The organism is Phyllobacterium zundukense (genome assembly GCF_002764115.1).
In the GTDB taxonomy this organism is placed as follows: domain Bacteria; phylum Pseudomonadota; class Alphaproteobacteria; order Rhizobiales; family Rhizobiaceae; genus Phyllobacterium; species Phyllobacterium zundukense.
The window spans coordinates 295,967-317,833 of the sequence record NZ_CP017941.1 but is presented as its reverse complement, the minus strand read 5'-3'; the positions used below and the strand labels follow the sequence as shown (position 1 = coordinate 317,833).

17 protein-coding genes and 2 pseudogenes are annotated in these 21,867 nt (G+C 57.5%); 12 read left to right on the top strand and 7 right to left on the bottom strand.

All coding sequences use genetic code 11. From position 1 onward, the window contains the following. Positions 1-149: 149 nt before the first annotated feature. From BLM14_RS21405 to BLM14_RS21395, 3 genes are all read right to left on the bottom strand, one after another. On the bottom strand, positions 150-530 hold the full coding sequence (locus BLM14_RS21405; RefSeq protein ID WP_100001895.1) for a YybH family protein: 381 nt from the start codon (positions 528-530) through the stop codon (positions 150-152). A gap of 22 nt (positions 531-552) precedes the next feature. Beyond that, on the bottom strand, positions 553-3,933 hold the full coding sequence (locus tag BLM14_RS21400) for an adenylate/guanylate cyclase domain-containing protein (protein ID WP_100001894.1): 3,381 nt from the start codon (positions 3,931-3,933) through the stop codon (positions 553-555). Between the two features lie 624 nt (positions 3,934-4,557). Further along, positions 4,558-5,454, bottom strand: coding sequence for a LysR family transcriptional regulator (locus tag BLM14_RS21395; RefSeq protein ID WP_100001893.1), 897 nt, complete (start codon positions 5,452-5,454; stop codon positions 4,558-4,560). A 227-nt stretch (positions 5,455-5,681) separates the two neighbouring features. On the opposite strand from BLM14_RS21395, the gene BLM14_RS21390 reads away from it, so the two are divergent. From BLM14_RS21390 to BLM14_RS21370, 5 genes are all read left to right on the top strand, one after another. Then, a complete protein-coding gene (locus BLM14_RS21390) occupies positions 5,682-6,416 on the top strand; it encodes an SDR family NAD(P)-dependent oxidoreductase (RefSeq protein WP_100002181.1) in 735 nt (244 codons plus the stop codon). A 50-nt stretch (positions 6,417-6,466) separates the two neighbouring features. Beyond that, a complete protein-coding gene (locus tag BLM14_RS21385; RefSeq protein ID WP_100001892.1) occupies positions 6,467-7,219 on the top strand; it encodes an SDR family NAD(P)-dependent oxidoreductase in 753 nt (250 codons plus the stop codon). A gap of 31 nt (positions 7,220-7,250) precedes the next feature. Further along, entirely contained in the window at positions 7,251-7,853 is a 603-nt protein-coding gene (locus tag BLM14_RS21380) for an NADPH-dependent F420 reductase (protein WP_100001891.1), read from the top strand. Between the two features lie 80 nt (positions 7,854-7,933). Then, entirely contained in the window at positions 7,934-8,347 is a 414-nt protein-coding gene (locus BLM14_RS21375) for a nuclear transport factor 2 family protein (protein WP_100001890.1), read from the top strand. Positions 8,348-8,447: 100 nt separating this feature from the next. Continuing rightward, entirely contained in the window at positions 8,448-9,077 is a 630-nt protein-coding gene (locus BLM14_RS21370) for a class I SAM-dependent methyltransferase (RefSeq protein WP_100001889.1), read from the top strand. A 208-nt stretch (positions 9,078-9,285) separates the two neighbouring features. On the opposite strand, the pseudogene BLM14_RS21365 reads toward BLM14_RS21370, so the two are convergent. Further along, a pseudogene (locus BLM14_RS21365) lies at positions 9,286-9,917 on the bottom strand (tyrosine-type recombinase/integrase). Positions 9,918-10,354: 437 nt separating this feature from the next. On the opposite strand from BLM14_RS21365, the gene BLM14_RS21360 reads away from it, so the two are divergent. After that, positions 10,355-11,302 carry a DUF5996 family protein gene (locus BLM14_RS21360; RefSeq protein WP_100001888.1) on the top strand — a complete coding sequence of 316 codons (948 nt, stop codon included), beginning with the start codon at positions 10,355-10,357 and terminating at the stop codon, positions 11,300-11,302. Positions 11,303-11,477: 175 nt separating this feature from the next. On the opposite strand, the gene BLM14_RS21355 is transcribed toward BLM14_RS21360, so the two are convergent. Next, positions 11,478-12,371 carry a LysR family transcriptional regulator gene (locus BLM14_RS21355; RefSeq protein WP_100001887.1) on the bottom strand — a complete coding sequence of 298 codons (894 nt, stop codon included), beginning with the start codon at positions 12,369-12,371 and terminating at the stop codon, positions 11,478-11,480. Positions 12,372-12,535: 164 nt separating this feature from the next. Between BLM14_RS21355 and BLM14_RS21350 the strand changes: the two genes are divergently transcribed. The 3 genes from BLM14_RS21350 (at position 12,536) to BLM14_RS21340 (ending at position 15,435) form a co-directional block, all read left to right on the top strand. Next, positions 12,536-13,591, top strand: coding sequence for an alpha/beta hydrolase (locus BLM14_RS21350; protein ID WP_100001886.1), 1,056 nt, complete (start codon positions 12,536-12,538; stop codon positions 13,589-13,591). 78 nt (positions 13,592-13,669) lie between these two features. Continuing rightward, on the top strand, positions 13,670-14,899 hold the full coding sequence (locus BLM14_RS21345; RefSeq protein WP_100001885.1) for an MFS transporter: 1,230 nt from the start codon (positions 13,670-13,672) through the stop codon (positions 14,897-14,899). A gap of 35 nt (positions 14,900-14,934) precedes the next feature. Further along, on the top strand, positions 14,935-15,435 hold the full coding sequence (locus tag BLM14_RS21340) for a cyclophilin-like fold protein (RefSeq protein ID WP_100002180.1): 501 nt from the start codon (positions 14,935-14,937) through the stop codon (positions 15,433-15,435). Between the two features lie 368 nt (positions 15,436-15,803). On the opposite strand, the gene BLM14_RS21335 is transcribed toward BLM14_RS21340, so the two are convergent. After that, positions 15,804-16,490: a hypothetical protein gene (locus tag BLM14_RS21335; protein WP_100001884.1), complete on the bottom strand. Its 687-nt coding sequence runs from the start codon at positions 16,488-16,490 to the stop codon at positions 15,804-15,806. Positions 16,491-16,614: 124 nt separating this feature from the next. Here BLM14_RS21335 and BLM14_RS32465 point away from each other — a divergent pair, with 124 nt between their 5' ends. Next, entirely contained in the window at positions 16,615-16,746 is a 132-nt protein-coding gene (locus BLM14_RS32465; protein WP_257791437.1) for a hypothetical protein, read from the top strand. Between the two features lie 57 nt (positions 16,747-16,803). Here the strand turns inward: BLM14_RS32465 and BLM14_RS21330 are convergent. Further along, positions 16,804-17,061 (bottom strand): annotated as a pseudogene (locus BLM14_RS21330) (tyrosine-type recombinase/integrase); the annotation flags it as partial. Positions 17,062-17,611: 550 nt separating this feature from the next. Between BLM14_RS21330 and BLM14_RS21325 the strand changes: the two are divergent. Both BLM14_RS21325 and BLM14_RS21305 read left to right on the top strand, forming a co-directional pair. Next, the gene (locus BLM14_RS21325) at positions 17,612-19,501 is read left to right on the top strand and encodes a hypothetical protein (RefSeq protein WP_100001883.1); all 1,890 of its coding nucleotides are present in this window, start codon (positions 17,612-17,614) and stop codon (positions 19,499-19,501) included. Between the two features lie 1,213 nt (positions 19,502-20,714). Then, positions 20,715-21,701 carry a tetratricopeptide repeat protein gene (locus BLM14_RS21305; RefSeq protein ID WP_207795661.1) on the top strand — a complete coding sequence of 329 codons (987 nt, stop codon included), beginning with the start codon at positions 20,715-20,717 and terminating at the stop codon, positions 21,699-21,701. The last annotated feature ends 166 nt before the right edge of the window (positions 21,702-21,867 follow it).

Genomic DNA, 21,867 nt, shown 5'->3' with positions numbered 1-21,867 from the left:
GGCAACGTCGCGCGCGCTCGGCAGTCAACCTTCGTCGCTTCCGCTCTCGATTGGTTGTTTGTGTCATTGTTCACTGGAACACGCCTTATCTGGACAGGGCAGCAGCTCCGGGTGAAGTTACGCCAAACCCACGAAAATACCTTTATAACTCAGTTCCACGTGTGCAGGCACGTCTTCCAAGAACCATCGGGTTGCCTTCGAAAGATGGTGACGATCGTGCCCTCAAAGCGCAACGCCTTTCCGTCTTCTCCCAAGCCGGTCGCCCACCACTTGCCGCTGGAATAGGCCATGTCCCCGCCATCTTGGGCATCGAGCAGTTCGATATCATGATCCTTAACGCCAGCCGATATGAAACCGGCCCAGAAATCGGCAATTGCGGCCGTTCCCTTCACGACGGCATGGTCGGGCGGCAGCACAGTGCCGTCCGACGTATAAAGCGCCGCGACTGCTGCTGCATCTCCGCTGTTGAAGGCCGCGTTCCAGCGGTCGTTCGCCGCCCTTACGATCTCTCTGATATCCAATCCCGGCATGATCTCCTCCCATCGTTGTTGGCTACGCTGATCCTGCTGTCGTTGCGAGCATTTGTGCAGCCTTCAGGTCCGGCAACATTGCTCCTTCTGTGAAACTCGAGAAAATCTCGGCAAGCTGCTCCCGCGCGCTGATATCGGCGCTGCTGGCGCGGGCAAGTCCCATTGCTGCGCGAAGCTCCCAAAAGCGCGCATCCTGCGCACGTGCCGTGGCCAGCGCGTCCCCGAACCGCTCCGCGGCCATCTTTCCCTGATCAGGCCCAAGCTGAAGCATGGCCTCTCCCTGGAGACGGAGCACCTCGGCTGCGAACCAACGCTCGTTAGTCCGCTCGATGACCTCTTGCGCACCTTCGAGCAGCCCGAGTGCCGCTGCAGGGTCGCCTGCTTTCAGCTCGATCTGCGCCAGAAGGGCCGCGAAGTAGGGCGACATGTACTGCGCCCCTGTGCTCCTCCATTCGGAGACGCCCCTCTGCAGATCAGCCCGGCCGCGCTCGGTTTCGCCTTCGTCGGCGATTGCCCATGCCTGCAGGATCGTAGCGCCCGCTTGCCAGAACCGAAATCCGGCCTCTCCCGATATTTGCGCAAGTTCGGCGGCACGAAGCTTCACCCCTTCGCGATCGCCGAGAATTTGGCGCATCACACCGCCAAAGAACAGTGGCAGGGCGAGACTGTTGCGATGTCCGATCCTCCTGGCGTCTCCCACCGCTTCCTCATTTGACACGAGTGCCTGATCAGGAAAGCCAAGAGCCAACTGGGCTCGTGCCAAATAATCGAGGCACACGACCCGCGGGTCAAAAGCGTACACGAATGCCGGAGACCGATGCTCCTGTGGATCGTAAAGCGCTAAAGCTTCCGTCAGGTGAGCGCGAGCGCGTGAAAATTCGCCTGCAGGCAGGGCGCTGACGCCTGCCGCGCGGTGGGCGAAGAACAAGAGGCCGCGCTCATTGCTGCTGTTGGCCAAGTCCAGTAGCCTGTCCGCGTCACGTCGTGCTTCCGCCAGTTCGGCGGCATAGAGGTGATAAAGGCAGAGGCCGTAAAGGACGGGAAACAGTTCTTGTATCTCACCCAATTCTTCACACAGTTCATGTGCCCGCAGATATGCAGCACCAGTTTCGGGAGCGGCAAATCCGTGAAATGCTACCAGCGTGCTGCCTAATGCCACCTGAATCGAAAGCTCACGCCGCGCGCGCTCCTTAGAGGGGGGAAGAGCGTTCAATCCGTCCAGCGCATTCCCGAAGCGAACAAGAGCTTCCGAAGGGGACGAACGCGACAGTGCACGCCGTCCGGCTAATTCGTGATACTCCACAGCCTTCTCAACAAGCGAAGCCTGGCCGAAATGATGAGCAAGCAATTCAGGTTCGTTCGCTGCCGTCTCGGGAAAGCGTTCTTCCAGGATGCGCGCGATGCGGGCGTGCAGCTGTTGCCGACGGCTCAAGAGCAGGCTTCCATATGCGGCATCCTGAACCAGCGCATGCTTGAAGGCGTAGCTGACTTGGCTCCCGCCGCCTCGACGGAACACCAGGCCGGCCGTCACGAGCTGCTCTGTTGCCCGCTCAAGCTCGACTTCCGAAAAGCCGGCGGCTGCGGCAAGCAACTCGTGGCTAAACTCCCGCCCAATCACTGCACCGATCTGGGCGACCTCCCTGACGGAGGCAAGCCGGTCCAGGCGGGCCATCAAAGAGTCATGCAGGGTTGCGGGAACGGCTAATGGCGGCAGGGGGCCAGATAATTTGTAATCTTCACCGCTCTCGCTAAGCAGGCCAGATTCCAGGATGACCTTGGTCAACTCCTCGATGAACAGCGGTACGCCTTCGGTCTTGGAAAGAATCTGGTCGAGAACTGGCGACGGGAGTTGCTTTCCTCCCGTCATAACCGTGATGATGGAGGCCGCTTGCGCGCGGCTCAACCGGTTCAACGTCAGCACAGTCGCATGGGGAAATCCGTTCCAACGTACAATTCCTTCCGGACGGTAGGTGGCAACAAGCATGATCGGGAGTCGCTGCATGCGGTCCACGATGACGTCGAAGAGTTCCGCAGAGACCGGGTCAAGATAGTGAGCGTCCTCAAGGAGCATGAGAACAGGCTTATTGCTCGCCAGCGCCTCGAGTTGTTCGATCAAAACCTCGAAAGTCCGCGCCTTTTGCTTCTGAGGCATCAGGTCGAGCTTCGGATAGCGGCTGTCGGTGGGGATTGACAGCAGAGCGGCAATCAGGGGAATCGCCTCACGCGGGTTCTGCGCCGTTGAAAGCGCCTCCTCCAGGAACATTAACTGCTTTTCTGGCGGGTCCGTTCGGTTGATGTCCGCGGCCCGCAGCAACTGGTCTGCGACAGGATAAAGTGCGCTCTCGGTATGATACGGCGAGCAGAAATAGCGCAGATACGTGATAGGCTCCTCTTTCAGGCGCTCGCGGAGCTCCTGAAGAATGCGTGACTTGCCAATCCCCGCCTCTCCAAACAACTCCACGACTTGTCCTTCCCCCGACGCCGCAAGGTTCCATCTCTCAACCAAGAGGGCAATTTCCGGGTCGCGGCCGGCCAGCGGCGCTGTACCACCAACATGGAGAGCGTCGAAACGGCCTTCCGCCCGGCCTTCTCCAATTACCTGGTACGAATTGGTAGGCGTGTCAAAGCCGTGCAGTTTCTGGGGACGGATTCGCTTCACCTCGAAAAGCTTCCCCATCAATCTAAAAGTGAGTTCGGAGATCAACACCGTGTCCGGCTCGGCGAGCGTTTGCAAGCGGGCAGCGAGGTTGGGTGTCTCCCCAACAACGGCGTTCTCCTGTGCAGCTCCGTTGCCGATCAGTTCCCCAACGACAACCAGACCGGTCGCGATGCCAATACGGCAGGAAAGTTGTTGGCGGGCGTTCGTTGAAAGGGCTTTGACGGTTTCAACAACGGCAAGCCCTGCGCGGACGGCACGTTCCGCTTCATCCTCATGCGTCTGCGGCCAACCGAAATAGGCAAGGACGCCATCGCCCATCAACTTCGCGACATAGCCGTCGAAACGGACAACGTCGCCCGCAACTGCATTTTGGAATTGGCGCAGGACCGCGCCCATTTCCTCGGGGTCAAGATGGGTGGACAGACCTGTCGAACCCACGAGATCGACGAACATCACCGTGAGCTGTCGTCTCTCGGCCTCACGAGGGCGAACCGCGAATGATTGGTGGCGAGAAGTGGCTGCCTTTTTACCGGTTGAAGATCGCGAAGGCGAGGCGTGCCGGTCGCCCTCGAGTGCAGCGATTGCTTCGAGAATTTTCTTTCGGTGGGCGAGAGCAGCGACCCCGACCTCCTTTAGATCTTCGGCGGTCAGCTTTGGCAGTGTCTCGGCATCAATCGCATTACTCTCAAAGGCTGTGGCATACTGCCCAAGCCCTAAACTCTCCAGCCATGACGCAATGATCATCAGGGGCCCCTCTCAGAACGACCACCCTAAACCCGCCACTGTACATCATCCACCCGGAAAAATCACTGCATGGCGTTGCGCCTTCGATCGATTGTGCTCGCGATGCACCGGCGCAATGCGAGGTTCGAATTCTGCCGTAGATAAGGGCAATCAAGCCAGTCGCGGAACGCTTATGCCATCGTGGTAGGATACATTGTAGACTTACGGGCACCAATCAAAATCAACGAAAATCAGCTACTATCGGCATTTTCAAAGGAACGTTTCCTTCCAAATAAAAGTTTGAACAACGTCTAAATCAGCACGTGTTTTTGGTGGTCGGGAGTTCGATACGGTTCAAGGCGGGGGAGTCACAGTTTGCATTCTAATGAGCCACCATCGATTAGTCCGAGCTTGATCTCTGGCACTGTTAGTTGAGCCAAATACGCATTATGCACCTTCCAGCATTGCGGTCCTAGAGCAATCACTCAGCTAGTGCCCTTGAATGACCGAGATGGGGCCGGGAGCGGACCGTCCACTATGCGTTTCGATTTCACGGAGAGCGGCCACTCCGCGGCCTGTCCCCTTGGGAATGCCAATCTCCAACAGCAATTTCCCCAGCCCATTTTTGGCGTTTGGCACGGGACGTCAGCCGCGCGATATGGACCGCCCGGCGAGGAGCGGAGCGTACGCGGCGAGTCGGTGGGATATGAACTCTGTGAAAAGCCGCACGCGCTTCGTCTTGCGTGTCTCCCCCTGCGTGAGAAGCCAGATCGTCGCAGGTGATTTCAGATCGATGCCCGGAACTCTCGCCAGCAAGTGATCGGCATCTCCGACGAAACAGGGCAGTTTGGTCATGCCGATCCCTTGCCTTGCCGCAGCGATCTGCGCGTCGGCGTCCGGCGTCCTGAACGGAACCCCTGTGGCGCGAAACTCCCCTTGGTCGACCCAGTTCGGAACAGCCTGACCGCCGATGACGATGGGCCGGATTGGATCCGGCGCACCCGCACGCCACGCGGCCAGTCTATCGCGGGACATATAAACACCCGCGAGCAGATCCGGACCTTTCAGGCCATGAAGATTGAGCGGCAGGGTCTTGCGATCGGAGACCATCCGGATTGCCACATCCGCCTCCCGGTTGGTCAGATTCACGACCTCGCCGGTCGATACGATCTCCATCTCGATGTCCGGATGCAGACGCGCAAAATCTGCGATATCCGGCATGAGCAGGTGTGTCGCAAGGAACGGGGGCAGCGTCACCCGTAGAAGCCCGCGTACGCTCTGATCGCGCCCGAAGACGCGCGTCTCCAGTTGGTGCGACGAGGCTTCCATCTGGTTCGCGAACTCGAGAACCTCCTCGCCCGCGGCCGTCAGGCGGTAGCCCGAAGGCAGCTTTTCGAACATCTGCGCCCCGAGGTGCTCCTCGAGCTGAGCAATGCGTCGCAGCACGGTCGAGTGGTTGACTCCCAGGCTCTTGGCGGCAGCCCGCACTGAGCCGCCACGTGCGGCGGCAAGAAAGTAGCGAACGTCATCCCAGTCGATCATGGTCCATTCCCGCGCCGCATGGGGCGGCTTCCAAAGACCAGTCTACCCTACTGGGCCGGATTGCGCATGACCGTCGCTGCGTTCGATCACGTAAGTGGATCGTTTTCGCACCACGGATACGCGCGATTGCGCACTCACCGCTTGGCGCCGGCGACCCCATATCGAGGCTGTCGGAGGATGTCTCCGCAAAAGCGACGACCCGAGATGCGACACAAGGAATGCATGACATGATCAGATTGAATGGAAAGACCGCCGTGATCACGGGCGGCGCCACCGGTATCGGCCTCGCCGCTGCAAGGCGCTTCATCGAGGAGGGTGCCTTCGTCTTCATCTACGGCCGTCGGCAGCAAGCACTCGATGCGGCTGTGGCCGAGCTTGGACCCAACGCCCGCGCGGTGAAGGGCTCGGTCTCGGATGAGGCCGATCTGGATCGGCTCTACGCGGCGGTGAAAGCCGAGCGCGGAAGCCTCGACATCGTCTTCGCCAATGCCGGGGCCGGAAGTCCGCTTCCTCTCGGCCAGATCACCGCCAAGCACATCGACGACACTTTCGACACCAACGTGAAGGGCACGATCTTCACGGTCCAGAAGGCGCTACCACTGATGGGCCCGGGCGGTTCGATCATCCTGACGGGATCGAGCGCCGGGACCACCGGCGCCCCGGCATTCACTGCCTACAGCGCCAGCAAGGCAGCCGTGCGCAATCTCGCACGGACCTGGGCGGAGGATCTGAAGGGTACCGGTATCCGGGTCAACGTGCTGTCGCCCGGCGCGACGGCGACCGAACTCGCGAAGGAAGCGCTCGGAGAGGAGGGCCAAAAGGCCTACGGCGCGATGACCCCGCTCCAGCGCATGGCCGCTCCGGCGGAGATCGCGGCCGCGGCCGCCTTCCTCGCGTCGGACGACAGCAGCTTCATGACCGCCAGCGAAGTCGCCGTCGACGGCGGCCTTGCTCAACTCTGACCCCGGCGCGGTTCCGTGCCTAACTCACACACAACGTAGGACAAAAGACTATGAAAGCACTCGAAGGTAAAATCGCAGTCATCACGGGCGGAAGCAGCGGGATCGGCTTGGCCACAGCCAAGCGTTTCGTGGAAGAAGGTGCGAAGGTCGTGATCATTGGGCGACGCGAGAAAGCCTTACAAGAGGCCGCGGCGCTTATCGGGAAAAACGTGACAACAGTCGTGGGCGACGTCTCGCGCTTGGAAGATCTGGACCGGCTCTACGCCACCGTGAAGGAGAAACATGGTCACATCGACATTCTCTTCGCAAACGCGGGCGCAGGTACAGTCGCGCCGCTCGCGGCAGCTACTGAGGCCCATTTTGACCAGACCTTCGATGTGAACGTGAAGGGCCTGTTCTTTACGGTGCAGAAGGCCCTTCCCATCTTCAAAGACGGCGGATCGATCATTCTGAACTCTTCGGTCTCGAATGTGATGGGGCTGCCAGCGTTCAGCGCCTACGCAGCAAGCAAGGCGGCTGTTCGCAGCTTCTCGCGGTCTTGGACCCAAGAGCTGAAGGACCGCAATATCCGCGTCAATACGATGAGCCCCGGCGCGATCGAGACTCCCGCCTTGGCGACAACGACCGGCCTCACCGCTGAGCAAGCCGAGGAGGCGGTCGCCCAGTTTGCTGCACAGATCCCAATGGGTCGCAGGGGCAAGCCAGAGGAAATCGCGGCTGCGCTCACGTTCCTTGCCTCCGATGAAAGCTCCTACATCACCGGTATAGATCTCGCCGTCGACGGTGGTTGGGCGCAGGTCTGACCCAACCTTAACACAGGATCGGAGAAGCATTATGAGCTACTCAATCATCGGCTTCGGCAATATCGGCCGAGCTCTGGCCAAGGCCTTTTCACGCAAGGGCATCGAAGTATCTGTTGCAACCACGCGGGACCCGGAAAGCTTTGCAGCTGATGCGGCCGCGATCGGGCCCAAGGTCATTGCTAGAACACTAGCGGAAGCCGTCAAGGCGGATATCATCTTCTTGGCAGTCCGTTTCGAGTCGCATCCAGATGTCGCAAAGGCGCTCCCCACCTGGCAGGGGAAGACCATCGTCGATGTGACCAATGCCTACGGCGTGCCCCCTGAGCAACTGGGAGGACAGCCGTCTTCCCAGGCCGTCGCGCAGGCTTTTTCTGGCGCAAGGCTGGTCAAGGGCTTCAACCATCTGCTCGCTGCCACCCTTGGCCAAGATCCGGCCGTGCAGGGCGGCAGGAGAGTCGTGTTCCTGGCGAGCGACGATGACGACGCTGCGGCGGAGATTGGTACGCTCGCGGAAAATCTGGGCTTCGCGCCGATCAAGCTTGGCGGGCTGTCGGAAGGCGGGCTGCTGGTCCAGGCGCGCGGAAAGAGCTGGGGTCATCTGATCTTCAAGGATCTGGTCAAGTTCGACGGATAAAACGAGGCCCCCACCGACAGGACCACGATGTACGGATCGGATCGAGCGCGATCCGATCACAGCGAAATGGAGATATTCCCATGAGTATTGAAAAAAACATCCAGACCGTGAAGGACTTCTTCGCCGCGATAGGCCGCGGCGACAGACAGGCTCTGTTGGCGCTGGTTGCCGAAGACATCAAGTGGATCATTCCGGGCGAGGACTGGCCGCTGGCCGGCACCTACCGGGGGCACGCGGGACTAGCAGATTTGCTGGATACGGCATCCAGGTCGATGGAAACCTCCACGGAACCCCGGGAGTTTGTCGCACAAGGAGACCGGGTTCTCGTCGTCGGCTTCGCCAGCGGGAAGGTCAAAGCCACGAACAAGCCGTTCGAGGACGACTGGATCTTCGCCATCACGGTCCGGGACGGCAGACTGACCAGCATCCAGGAATACATCGACACGCAAGCGTTGGCACGCGCCGCGCAGATGGACGCGTCCGGGCCCGTATAGCGCAGGCCTTCAACCATCGGCTTTCGCCGAAGGTGAATGAGCGGATCGCCGTCTCGCGTGCCGCGCGCTCGTCGAATACCCAACCGTAAAGGAGATTCCGATGTACGACCAATCCAAACTATCCGAGTTGATCCGGTTCGCACGCATTGATGCGGGTGCCACCGTCATCGACGTTTATCCAGGCGCCGGCGACTGGACGCGCCTGTTCTCCGACGTCGTTGGACCCGAAGGTCGAGTCACCAGCTTCGTGCCGGCCGAAGTCGCGCACTTCAAGAACGATCCGGTCGGCCTCATGCGAACTATCGCGCAAGAGCCAGGCCGGGAAAACGTCGAAGCCGTCTCAGCGGACCTCGTGGCAATGCCGGAGATCACGCAGCCAGCGGATGTCCTGTGGCTGCACCTGTTCTACCACGATCTCCACACCGCGCTGATGCAGGCCAGGGGCGCGACGGCGGCTAACTTCAATCGAGCTGTCTACGAACGGCTGAAGCCCGGTGGGTTCTACGTCATTGTCGATCACGCCGCCGCCGGAGCCGGCACAGGTGATGCCCAGTCATTGCATCGCATCGACCCTGCCTCCGTGCGCGAGGAGGTGGAGGCTGCCGGCTTCGTACTGGATGCGGAAAGTACCCTGCTCGCTAACAGGAACGATCCACACGCGATCAAGGTCTTCGATCCCTTGATCAAGGGCGAGACCGATCGCTTCGCATATCGGTTCGTGAAGCCCTGACAGAGGCCGGCGCCAACCTCAAGTCGACCTCCCAAGGATGCCAGGATACTGCTCAACTGCGCCAGTCTGCAGCAACGTCAGCTTTCGGAACTCGCTGGAGAGCTGCAAAGGTCAAGCTTCAGGGCGCATAGCCGCCCACTCGAACTGCTAGAACCAGAAACATTTTCCCCAAGAGGCACGGCCCCGCTGGGTGCGGGGCCGCACTCTGTCAAATCTCTGTATGCTCCGCTATTTCCAGCGCATCCTCAATGTCCACACCAAGATACCTGACCGTGTTCTCGATTTTGGTATGTCCAAGCAGGATCTGGATTGCACGAAGATTGCCCGTCGCTCTGTAGATCATCGCGCCTTCGTGCGTCGAAGCGAGTGTGTCCCGTAGTCTTCGCGTTTTAGCCCAATTGCAGTTACCCACTCATCGACCAATCGGGCATACTGGCGAGTGCTGAGATGATGGGAATGATCGACTCGACTGGGAAAGACGTAGTCGTCAATTGTTCCACCTCTCCGTTCAAGCCACGCATGCAGACTTGCCCTGACGTCGGCTGTGATCTCGAACTGTACAGGACGACCGGTCTTTTGCTGGATGACCATGGCGCGGGTTCGAATTTCTTGACCTGTGACGAGGGTTCTGATTTTGATCTTAACAAGATCGCAGCCTCGGAGCTTACTGTCGATTGCTAGATCAAACAGCGCGCGATCTCTCATGCGCCCCTCCCGGTCGAGGAAGAAGCGAATCGCCCAGATCTGGCGCTGCTTCAGGGGTTTTTTGATGCCGACTTTTCGGCCGGCGTTCCAGGCCGGTCGGCCCAATGCGGCAGGATCGTATTGTGCAATACCCATTTGAGTTCTCCTTCGGCCACCATTGGCCCTCAAGAAAACGTTTGATCTTAAGTATTCACGGGGCCGAAATCTGCCGGTCCGCTTTCGAAATACATTTGGCTGAAGCGGACATTCGGCAAACGACCCAATGTCAGTCGCTGACTGGCTCCTTGCCGGTTCCCGAAAGCTGGCCTTCATTCCGGCGGCCCCGTCCCTGGTGAAATACGGCGGCAAGCAGAAAGATGCGACGTCGAAGTGGGGATTGTACAGCTACGTCTCCGAAGGCGACATTCGTGCAGCGGCAGGCCGGCCCACTACGTTGCCCCGAGAGGTCGTCTCCCCTTGCCCCCCACGCCGTCGCCGCCAGCAAGAAGCTTCCTCTTTGCCAGCATCTATGGTGATATGAATACGGGCGGTAATGAGATTCTATTCAAGCTCCATCGAGTTAGGTTGGCTCAATGAATGAACGTATCCAGGAAAGGTGGCCGGATATACCGTACGGTCCTTGGCGCAGTACGTGTTCCGCGCTGCATCTTTATATTCAGATCATAGGGAAATATCGACTCGCCCGCTCACCGTGGGTGAACCATTCCTGGCATGCGACCCTTTACACTGACGCTCGCGGTTTCACGACCGGCCTAGTGCCAGATGGACCGGGCGGGATCGAATTGAGCCTCGATCTGATCAACCATGAGGTGGTCGGACGAGCAACCGATGGACGCATTGCCCGGTTCTCGCTTGAGCCGATGTCGGTCGCCTTCTTTCATGGGCGCGCGTTGGATCTCATTCGTACTCTCGGTGGGACGCCGGAGTTCCATGGCAGGCCGAACGAGATTCCGGGGGCTATTCCGTTCGCCGAAGACAGGATGGAACGCCCCTACGATGCCAATGCTGTGACACGGTTCTTCAGGGCGTGTGTGGCAGTGACGAACGTGCTCCAGATCTTCCGTACGGCGTATCTTGGCAAGGTGAGCCCGGTGCATCTCTTCTGGGGAAGTTTTGACATTGCCGTGACACGCTTCTCCGGTCGACACGCGCCCTCACATCCAGGTGGTATTCCGGCCCTGCCTGACGAGATCACCCGCGAGGCCTACAGCCACGAAGTCTCGTCAGCTGGCTTCTGGCCAGGTGGGGGTGCAATCGACTTTCCCGCATTCTATTCCTATGCATACCCGATGCCGACCGGTTTTGCAGCTGCTAGAATTTCTCCTGAAGCCGCATATTACGATGAAAACCTCGGAGAATTTCTGCTGCCCTATGATGCGGTCCGGCTTGCCAACAATCCAGAAGACATGCTCATGACCTTTTTGGAAAGCACGTATCGCGCCGCTGCTGAAGTTGGTGATTGGGACAGGGCTGCGCTCGAGTGCAAGGTTGGGAAACCTCGACAACCTCGGCCCATGTGAGACACACAGGATTCGACTGAACTGACGACTTTTCCCGACCACTAGATTGTAGTCGTTCCGGGCGAACTTGGGCCGATAGCGGACAAGCAGCTTCGGGACCGGTATCCTCAAAGGCGGTCCGTCAGGTCAGTGCAAGCATCGTCGTGAGTTGGCCCCACGCGGGTACTCGCAATTTTCAGCCGCGGAAGCGAAGTGCCTCAAGCACGACTGCGAAGGCGGGAGCGTGCTGCCTGCTGCTCGGATAGTACAGGTGATAGCCGGGGAACGGTTCGCACCAATCCTCCAGCACTCGCACCAGCCGTTTCTTTGTCAGGTCATCCTGCACCATATCATCGGGCAGATATGCCACGCCCAAACCATCCAGAGCAGCGCGCCTTGCAAGCTCAAGACTGGTCACCGCCAGTTGGCCCTCGACACGGACGTTGATTTCGCGTCCGCGCTTTTCGAACTCCCACGGGAAATATCCGCCGCGCGTTACACGGCGCAAGTTGATGCAGCGGTGGCCGGTTAGCTCTTCAGGATGCTTGGGCGCTGGCCGCTCTTTGAAATAACCCGGTGATGCAACAATGGCCTGGCGCATCGGGGGACCGATCCGAACGGCAATCATGTCCTTCTCGACGTACTCGCCCACGCGAACACCGGCATCGAAACGCTCGCTCACAATGTTTGCTAGGCCCTCGTCAGAGACCAACTCGACCGTGATGTCGGGATAGTTAAGCATGACCTTGGCCAAGCGCGGCCACATCACCGTATCCGCCGCATGTTGCGTTGCCGTGATCCGAACGATGCCGGACGGCTTGTCCCTTAGCTCGGTCAGCGCGGACAGGCTGCCTTCGATACCCGCGAAATGCGGCTCGATGCTCCGAAGCAGACGCTCTCCGGCTTCTGTGGGCGCCACACTTCGGGTGGTGCGACTGAGCAGACGCAAGCCAAGCCGCTCTTCCAGCGTCCTGATTGTCTTGCTGAGGGCCGGTTGGGAGACGCCTAGCCGGACTGCCGCCCGTGTGAAACTGCCTTCCTGTGCGACAGCGATGAAGGCCATCAGATCGCTGACGTTCTCTCGGACCATTCATAACTCCTGATTATAAGGTTATGATCTATATAGCGCCTTATCGTATGAGTTTGCATCCCTTAAGTTTTGAGGTGTGAAGAGCGCTGGTCCCGACTGAGACTTACTCCTAGGCGGCCATCAGCCTCTCCAAATGACTTGTTCAAATAAGGAAAGGAACGAACATGAAGGAATTGGCTTTGGGGCTCGCACTTATGCTCGGATCGGTATCCGGCTTAGCGATCGGCGCTTCCCCCGCGCTCGCCCAGGACATGTCCAACGGCGCTGACAACTTTTACAGGAGCGACCGCGTGGTGGTCGAAAAGATCACCTTTGAGAATAAGTTCGGCATGAAGGTCGTCGGCAATCTGTTCACGCCCCAGGGCCTCGACAGGAGCGCCCAGACTCCGGCGATCGTTGTAGGCCACCCGATGGGCGCCACGAAGGAGCAGAGCGCCAACCTCTATGCGACCAAGCTGGCAGAGCAGGGCTTTGTTACGCTGTCGTTCGATCTCTCCTTCTGGGGCGAGAGCGAGGGCCAACCGCGCAATACCGTCGCCCCCGAAATCTATGCGGATGATTTCAGCGCAGCCGTCGACTTCCTGAGCACGCAGCCCTTCGTCAACAAGGACAATATCGGCGTGCTCGGCATTTGCGGGAGCGGCAGCTTCGCCCTCAGCGCAGCGCAGATCGATCCGCGCATGAAAGCGATCGCCACCGTCAGCATGTATGACATGGGTGCCGCCAATCGCGACGGCCTTCGGAAGGGCGTGTCGGTCGAACAGCGAAAGGAAATGCTGAAGGTCGCCGCACAGCAGCGCCTCGCAGAGTACCAGGGCGCCGAAATCAAACTGACCGGCGGTACGGTTGATGAACTGAAGGCAGACTCCAATGCGATCGAGCGTGAGTTCTACGATTTTTATCGCACGCCGCGCGGGGAGTTCACGCCGAAAGGACAGACGCCGCTCCAGACCACGCATCCGACCCTGAGCAGCAACGCCGCTTTCATGAACTTCTATCCGTTCGCCCAGATCGAGACGATCTCGCCGCGTCCGTTGCTGTTCATCGCCGGCGAGCAGGCTCACTCGATCGAGTTCAGCGAAAACGCCTACGAGCGTGCTTCTGAACCGAAGGAGCTCGTGATCATCCCGGGTGCCGGTCACGTCGATCTCTATGACCGTGTCAACCTGATCCCGTTCGACAAGCTGACCGCCTTCTTCCGGGGGAACCTGAGCTCCTAACGAACATACAACCGGACGATACGCCTCGCGGGCCCTCCGCTTGCCTGGCGTGTTGTTCGACCAATACAGAGGCATGAAATGACCCACGCAACCGCGGTAGCGACTACCGAAAGCGCCCCAGACTCGGCGTCATGGAGCGCTGTCCTCGCCCTTAGCTTGTGCGTTGCGACGCTCATCGCTTCGGAATTCATGCCCGTCAGCTTGCTGACGCCAATCGCCTCCGACCTGTATCTGACCGAAGGTCAGGCGGGGCAGGCCATCGCGATCTCCGGTATATTCGCGGTCGCCACCAGCCTCTTCGTCGCGGCATTCACGTCGAAGCTTGACCGGCGACAATTGTTGTTGTGGCTCACAGCTTTGATGCTCATTTCGGGCGTCGTGACCGCGTTCGCGCCCAACTATGCGGTCCTGATGGCGGGGCGTGCCTTTGTCGGCGTCGTAATCGGCGGCTTCTGGTCGATGTCAGCGGCGACAGTCATGCGCCTCGTGCCGGCTGCAGACGTGCCCCGTGGCCTCGCGATCCTCAACGGCGGCAATGCACTGGCAGCAACGATTGCTGCGCCGCTCGGCAGTTTCCTTGGACAGTATATCGGTTGGCGCGGCGCCTTCTTCAGCGTGGTGCCGCTCGCTGCGATCACCTTTGTGTGGCTCCTCGCAACGTTGCCGTCCATGCCCAGCCGGACCCGTGCGAACCCGCTGGCGTCGTTTCAAGTCCTACGCCGACCAGGCGTGCCGATCGGCATGGCGGCCGCCGCACTTTTCTTCATAGGCCAGTTCGCGCTCTTCACCTACCTGCGGCCATTCCTGGAAACCGTGACGCTCGTCAATGTTTCCGGCTTATCGCTCCTGTTGTTGGCAATGGGCGTCTCCGGTTTGCTTGGAACCCTCCTTATCGGCTCTGTCCTGCGTACGCGCCTCTACCAAGCGTTGATCGCCATGCCTGTGATGATGGCGGCGCTCGCGATTGGCCTGGTCGTATTCGGATCGTCGTTAGGTACCACTGCCGGGTTGCTGGCGCTTTGGGGCCTGATCGGCACCGCCGCGCCAGTCGGCTGGTGGAGCTGGTTGAGCGAAGCACTGCCGGACGATGCAGAAGCGGGAGGAGGCCTGATGGTGGCTGTCGTGCAACTCGCCATCACAGCCGGCGCAGCCTCCGGCGGTCTGCTGTTCGACAATGGCGGTTATCAGATCGCATTCGGATTCGGCGCGATCGTGCTTTTCACCTGCGCTATCGCGGCTGTGGTGCTGGCGCGTCACGACAGATCACGCGCGGCCACGCCAACGTCTTCAAGGGAGCATCTATCATGAGCAAAAGACAAAGCCAGTTTGGCGATGCAGCCACAATGTCAGTAAGCGAAACCTTGTCTGCGCCCGGTGCGCCCGGTTTTTCTCCGCTCCGCCGCTCTATCCTTGGAGCGATACTGGTCACCGCCACCATGCCCTGGCTGGCGTTCGCCCAACAAAAAAACGATCCGGCAAGTCAGGAGCCAACCGACATGAAAATTCGAATGATGTTCAACGGTCAGAGCCTGACGGCAACGCTTTACGACAACCCGTCGGCGCGCGATTTCACATCCATGCTACCCCTAGAACTGACCATCGAAAATTATGCCGGCAACGAGAAGATCGCTTATCTCCCCCGTAAGCTGACGGAGGACGCGAGTGGTCCATTCGGCAACGAGGCGCCAGGCGACCTCTGCTACTTCTCGCCGTGGGGCAATCTCGCGATGTTCTACGCCGGCTACAGCTATTCCGGTGGGCTGATCCGGCTCGGCCGCTTCGACGATTTCGAGCCGTTGCTTGTGCGCGGGACGTTTCCCCTGACCATCGAACGGATCGTCTGAACGCATTGTCTGGGCGAGAAGGAATGTACCAAATAGCGAAGATTCGAAACTGAGCTTCCTCCAAGTCGAGGCCGCGCGATGACCACGACGCAGGTTGATGAGCATTAAAACTTATAACAGAAGGTGGCGCACTAAGAGCAGCGATGTCCGCTTATAGGGACGGACGGAGCCCCCATAAATGACCGATTTGGGGCGCGAAGCGGACATTGATGAATGTCCGCAAGGGGGCGCAAACCGGCCGAGGTTGGCGCCGTCGTTAGGCCTCGACAGTCAAGTGCAAGTGCGCCTCCGTTGTCTTTTCGACCTCGCGAAATGGGGCCGCGACGGCGCCTGCGAGTTCGCCAGAATGGCGCGCATTAAAGAACCCCTCAATCTGCCTGCATGTAATCCGCCACGCTGTAGCAATGGCTCGCCTGATAGGCGTTCCGCCCCCGGTTCATGTGCGTCAGGTTGAACGTCCGAATGGCGCGCAACACGCGGCGGCTCGTGAGGAATTTGCGGATCGAGACAGAGCCGCGCACATTGATGCCGAAAATGTCCGCACCACGCGGGAAGAAATAACTGACGTGGTCTGGCAGCGCGACGCTTTGCTCGAGAAAGGGTTCGTCCACTCGGCTCGGCGTGGCTGAACGATCCGTAGTGAAATCCGAAAGATGCATGATGAATCTGGCGCGGATATCTTCGCCTTGGGCATAGAGCGTGAAAAGCTCCATCCAGCTCGCATTGACGCGGACGAGCGGCTTGTCTGAGGTCGAAGGCAGACAGGAAACCGACCAGTAGTAGCGCTCGGTCTTGCGCAGGATCGGAATGCAGTTTGGACCGTATAGCCCGAGAATCTCCAGTACTTCCCCTGCTTGCGGGCGACTAAGAAGCTTCTCAAATCGAGCGACATATTTGAAGCGCTGTTCCAGGGACTCCAAGCGGTCGCCCGCGTCCGGCAAGTCGACCTTGCCCTCTATCCAGTCGCGCTGCTGCTCAAGATCAAGGAATTGCCGCACACCAGTGGTTCTCGGGCGAGAGGTCGCGACCACCTGCGAAATTCGTGTGCTCGTCATCGGCCGACTCCTGTGTTCTCGCTTAGGCGTTTGCGAGTCTAAGCATCGCGCCCAATGCGCCTCCGAATGATACCTCGCAGATGGTGAATTTGGAACGTCTGCGCGACCATGAGGAGAAAGTCGCATGACCGTTCGTTGTCTTGGCAACGGTTCAAGGCTGGTATTGCCAGCGCTGCCGAGCGGCCGCTTCGGGGATCAGAGTTCGATCTACCTGACGGTCGCAATTGGGCGCATAGCCGCCCACTCGAACTGCTAGAACCAGAAACATTTTCCCCAAGAGGCACGGCCCCGCTGGGTGCGGGGCCGCACTCTGTCAAATCTCTGTATGCTCCGCTAGTTCCAGCGCATCCTCAATGTCCACACCAAGATACCTGACCGTGTTCTCGATTTTGGTATGTCCAAGCAGCATCTGGATTGCACGAAGATTGCCCGTCGCTCTGTAGATCATCGCGGCCTTCGTGCGTCGAAGCGAGTGTGTCCCGTAGTCTTCGCGTTTTAGCCCAATTGCAGTTACCCACTCATCGACCAATCGGGCATACTGGCGAGTGCTGAGATGATGGGAATGATCGATGTCGCATTGCACTTAATCATAAGAATGCGGCGGTTCACGCTTAACTGCTGCACTTAATTTGAGAACGAAGCCGGTAAGATTCTTAAATAAGCTGCAATACGGGGAGTTCATTCGCCACCCGTTTTGTCAGGTTATCTGACTGAAATTAATAGGATTTTTCGAAGATGCAACGCCTGAGAGCCTGCATCTTTCAGCAACGGACAACGGTTAATCGTGTCGGTATCGCTTCTCAAATTAACTGCAAGGTTCAGCACAGAATTCTCAAATAAACTGCACGCTCTCAAATTAAGTGCAAAGCTAACTCATTGAAATCACTAACTCGGCATTCGTATGATTAACTGCAGCGCGACAATCGCTTCGCGTGGTAATTTCCAAAGTCTCCATCTGACACCTCCATCTAATTGTGCAACGAGGCCTTAGTATTCTTTTTGGGCATAGTTACGAAAGCGATTATCGGTGACAGCAAAATCGAGCTATGGTTCCATCAGGAGCCTGTCATGTTGCTCCGGCGGGTGCAAGAGCTCAGCCCTTGCGATTGAGCGAGAACCAAATGGATCACCACACCTCCTACGGCTCCGATCGCGCCGAGCTTGTCTATGGCGAGACAGTCGGGGGCAAATTGGTCCACATCTCGACGGTTGAGCGTGGCCTGAAATGCAACTGCAGTTGTCCTGGCTGCGGGCGTAAACTGGTTGCTAGAACGAAGGCCAAAAAGGTTGTACCACATTTCGCCCATTACGGTCCTGCATGCGGTGGTGCTCCCGAAACAGCTTTGCACAAGTTGGCCAAGCAGATTGTAGAGGAACGCCTGACGCTGATGGTCCCGAAACGGATCGCGGTGCACGAGAACGTTGAAAGCGTACTGCCCGGCGCAACCAATATTACATTGGATTCGGCGCGCGTTGAATTCACGGAATTTACGCAAATCGTTCCTGACCTCTACGTCACTGTGGGAGAGCGGGAACTCTTGGTCGAAATCGCGGTGACTCATTTCTGCGATGACGATAAGATCCTACGCATTCGCTCGCACGGTATCGCTGCGATCGAAATTGACTTGTCGGGAATTGCGAGAGACGCTCCTTCTGAGGCGATTGCAGAAGCGGTCTTGCGCGCCGCTCCGCGGAAATGGCTATTCAACCAAGGCATTGATGACGCAGTTTCCGAACTAAAGGAGGCAGCCCAGAAGAAACGCATTTCCGCAGAGACCAAGCTAAAAGCAGAAGCGCGGAAGATTGCGATCGCTTACGCAGAAGCTGTCCAATCGTTGGCTGAGCAGGGCGAAGATATTCCAGAAGCCGCAGCTTTCCGCGCTATGGGGCTAATCGCCCATGTTGGCATTAAAGTCGATGGCTATGGCTGTTATACTAAAGGGCCGACTTATTGGCAGGCGATCGTTCTGGCTGAGCTGTTGCATAGGAAGAAACTTCGCAGTCACCTCGTCACCGCTGTGCCTGCAGCGAACCACCTAGAGAAGCTGAATCTGGTCCGACCTGCATTCCGACGTGTGACAGGTGAGCTTGAGGCTGCCATAAAGCAAGTCGATAGCCGCTTCGCAGCCCCCTGGCGAGCTGTGGAAGCCTACCTTCAGCACCTTATGGCCTCGGATGTGGTGATGCGGATGACTCACGGCTACACGTTGTCACCGGCATTGTCTTCACGGTGGTTCGACTGGAGCATGGCCGAGGAAGCAAGGGTCGCACGGATCAAGGGCATTAGGAATTCAGTCGAAGCCATTCTGCACCACGTTCCTGATAAAGAACGCGGAGATTTCAGCGTGGACACGTGGCTGGCGATGGTCGAACCGAAGTCCGGCATAGCTTATGGCGTACTCTTGGAAACGCCGCACAACGAGTACGACATTGCCGCCGAATTGCGAGCAATCGAAGGGCTGTTCAATAGTACGCTCACGGACGTGATCGATTTTCTTGGCCTTCCCATTGTAAGGGCATGCGAGCGGCAGCTTGCGAAAATCGCCAACGAGCAGGCGCGCCAGAATGCCGAGGCTTTGCAGCGTGCGGAGAAGGCAAAGCAGCAGCGGCGAGATGAAATCGCTGCTGACGCAGAGAAGGTGCTGAGCGGCCCCGGCGCCTGGCTGAATACACCACACAATGGATTGGATGGCCTCTCACCGATTGACGCTGCAGAGGATGGAATTCATCGGCTGCGAAGAGCAAAGGAACTGCTTCACCAAGTTCAGCGCCAAAGAGAAGCCGAACAAGAAGTTGCTGCCGAACGGAGACACTTCCAAGACAAGTTGACTACGGACGCGGTTCGTCGTCTTGGCGACGCTGAAGCCCAAACCTTCCTGAACGGCCGTGACGATGATTTGAGCAGAGCGCCCCCGCTCCTTTTCGTCAAAAACGAGCGCACCTATCAGATGGCCCTACGCAAGTTGTCTGAATGGGAACGGGAATTTGTGCGATCGTATCCACGGAAGTGACCCTTGCGTAGGAGGTATCTAGCCTCGTGATTTCTTGCCTAGCATGACCGTGGAAGTATCATTGTTGACGATCAGGATACAATCAAAAACGAGGCAAAAAGCCTATTATCGGCATTTTCAAAGGAACGGTTATTTGCCAGGGTTGAGTTTGACAGACCAGATACAGTCGGGCCCTGGGTAGGACCTACTCACAATATGCGTTATCGTAACGCGCAAAACCGCTGTGCTCTCAGGATCTACAAAAGGTTGCGGTCATATAAGAACTAGCGTCTCGATCGTCCGCGAAGGTACCCAATCGCAAACATCACGCTAATCTGGGCGCACTTAAAGGCACTGTAGAGAAGCACAAAAATGATCGAATAAAAGAGAATTGGATGATCAGCAGCCGTGAATGCGGAATGTCTGATGGGAAGTTCTCCACGGATCAAACACACAACAGAAAAGCCCATGAGTATCGGGCCGATCAGGGTCATGCCGACCATTGCAGCCAAAGTCCGAAACTTGTCCATCATACAGGTTTGTGCTGCCGCGACGCTGTAAGGTAACTTCGAGCTAAAATCATGTACAGGACTTCAATATCATCTTGCCAGTGCTGATTTCTTGTTACATCGTTCAACACGAAATCAACCCATATGCAATCCTCAGTTGCAAACATCCAAATCCTCTTAATGCTCTGCGAACGGGCATGCTGACCGAAGCGCGAAATATTCCTCGTGCCCAAGTTCACTTGAGCATGGGAAAGGTTATTTTCTATCCAGAACATACCTGCTGTACATCGTGTAGTAATTCGGTCAACCAGTGCTACCTATACTAACCTCAAGCAATTCTAAAGTGGAATCAATGTTCACAGTGCTACTTCTGGTCGCATACTTCGTTTTCGCACTATATATGTTCGTTCCTGCCTTGTTGAAGGCATGGAAGAGTGGAATTTGGGTTGCTCGAAATAACCTTTGGAGCAGAAAAACGCAGCCGAAGCGCTATTGGGCGGGAATTTGCTTTGCAATATTCAATATTTTGTTCCCGACCTTTATAATAATCTATGCAATGATGTATAGCTTTAATTAGAATCTACCTTTGTTGGGAGGTGTCATGACAACTTTCGGAGAGGCTTTCTGGGATCGCTTTTTGGCTAATGGAGATCAGAGCTGGGCAAATCGTGAACGCAATCAACTAGCTTTAATATGAATATATAGGCATGAGCCGGGGGGCGAAATTGGGTGAAGCATCGACTGCAGACGAAATAATAGATTACAAGTCCAAATATCCTTCATTACATCGAAAGCCAAGACGGACCCGTTGGGTCATTGCCGGAGTGCTTGCAGCATGTCTGGTTGGTTACCTACTGTTTTTCAACTCGCTCACGAGGGGTCATCAGGCGTTGTTGGCGAAAAACTACCCAGAGGCTCTTAGATTGCTGGAGCCCTTGGCCAAGGGAGGAATGGCACCCGCCCAGACACTGCTTGGAATAATGTATGACAGAGGCGAGGGCGTTCGAGAGGACAAAACTTTGGCCGCTGATTATTATCAAAAGGCTGCCGAACAGGGCTATGTTATAGCGCAGGTCAATCTTGGTGTCCTGTACAGCAATGGCACCGGCGTACCAAGAGATGATAAGTTGGCGGCTGACTTGTATCGCAAAGCCGCGATCCAGGGCAGCCCCGAGGGGCAACGGAACCTTGCTTATATGTATGAGGTCGGCTTGGGCGTGGCCCAGTACCAGGACCTCGCAATATACTGGTATCGCAAAGCTGCCGAACAGGGATTTGGTCCAGCTCAGGCGAGTCTCGGCATGTTCTATCTGGAAGGTAGAGGCATTCCCAAGGACGATAAGGCAGCGTTTGAGTGGCTTAACAAGGCAGCCATCCAAGAGGTTGCGTCTGCTCAAACAACAGTCGGCTATCTTTACCTCATGGGGCAGGGCGTGAAGCAGGATAATGCATTGGCTTTAAACTGGTTCAAAAAAGCAGCCGCCTCTGGTGATGCGGTGGGCCAACGCAACCTCGGCCTGATGTATTTTCATGGGAGGGGTATAACGCAGAGCAACAGTCTGGCCGCCGAATGGATGAAAAAAGCCGCCGACAACAACGATGACGTAGCGCAAAAATTGTTGGAACAAATGGCCGGAGCGGGCATGTTGCACGCCCAAGCAATGCCTGGTGATGTAGCGGCGAGGTTGAGATCGCCACCTCCCTCTACGTAAGTAATGAAACTCGAAAAGCTGAATGACCCGCGCTAACAGAGTCGCAGACAAGGACTATGCGACTATTCTGCATAGCCATGAACGGTTCAATATCCCCATACAAGCCGATGGAAGTCAATCAACGGCTTTGTGGTTCTATTGTTTGGGAGGGGGATCGTTGCTTTGT

Bases quoted from the DNA above. Each gene is read 5' to 3' on its own strand.
- BLM14_RS21385 (WP_100001892.1), top strand. From the start codon at position 6,467: ATGAAAGCACTCGAAGGTAAAATCGCAGTCATCACGGGCGGAAGCAGC.
- BLM14_RS21390 (WP_100002181.1), top strand. From the start codon at position 5,682: ATGATCAGATTGAATGGAAAGACCGCCGTGATCACGGGCGGCGCCACC.
- BLM14_RS21360 (WP_100001888.1), top strand. From the start codon at position 10,355: ATGAATGAACGTATCCAGGAAAGGTGGCCGGATATACCGTACGGTCCT.
- BLM14_RS21345 (WP_100001885.1), top strand. From the start codon at position 13,670: ATGACCCACGCAACCGCGGTAGCGACTACCGAAAGCGCCCCAGACTCG.
- BLM14_RS32465 (WP_257791437.1), top strand. From the start codon at position 16,615: ATGACCGTTCGTTGTCTTGGCAACGGTTCAAGGCTGGTATTGCCAGCG.
- BLM14_RS21340 (WP_100002180.1), top strand. From the start codon at position 14,935: ATGTCAGTAAGCGAAACCTTGTCTGCGCCCGGTGCGCCCGGTTTTTCT.
- BLM14_RS21395 (WP_100001893.1), bottom strand. From the start codon at position 5,454: ATGATCGACTGGGATGACGTTCGCTACTTTCTTGCCGCCGCACGTGGC.
- BLM14_RS21370 (WP_100001889.1), top strand. From the start codon at position 8,448: ATGTACGACCAATCCAAACTATCCGAGTTGATCCGGTTCGCACGCATT.
- BLM14_RS21405 (WP_100001895.1), bottom strand. From the start codon at position 530: ATGCCGGGATTGGATATCAGAGAGATCGTAAGGGCGGCGAACGACCGC.
- BLM14_RS21375 (WP_100001890.1), top strand. From the start codon at position 7,934: ATGAGTATTGAAAAAAACATCCAGACCGTGAAGGACTTCTTCGCCGCG.
- BLM14_RS21400 (WP_100001894.1), bottom strand. From the start codon at position 3,933: ATGATCATTGCGTCATGGCTGGAGAGTTTAGGGCTTGGGCAGTATGCC.
- BLM14_RS21325 (WP_100001883.1), top strand. From the start codon at position 17,612: ATGGATCACCACACCTCCTACGGCTCCGATCGCGCCGAGCTTGTCTAT.
- BLM14_RS21355 (WP_100001887.1), bottom strand. From the start codon at position 12,371: ATGGTCCGAGAGAACGTCAGCGATCTGATGGCCTTCATCGCTGTCGCA.
- BLM14_RS21380 (WP_100001891.1), top strand. From the start codon at position 7,251: ATGAGCTACTCAATCATCGGCTTCGGCAATATCGGCCGAGCTCTGGCC.
- BLM14_RS21335 (WP_100001884.1), bottom strand. From the start codon at position 16,490: ATGACGAGCACACGAATTTCGCAGGTGGTCGCGACCTCTCGCCCGAGA.
- BLM14_RS21350 (WP_100001886.1), top strand. From the start codon at position 12,536: ATGAAGGAATTGGCTTTGGGGCTCGCACTTATGCTCGGATCGGTATCC.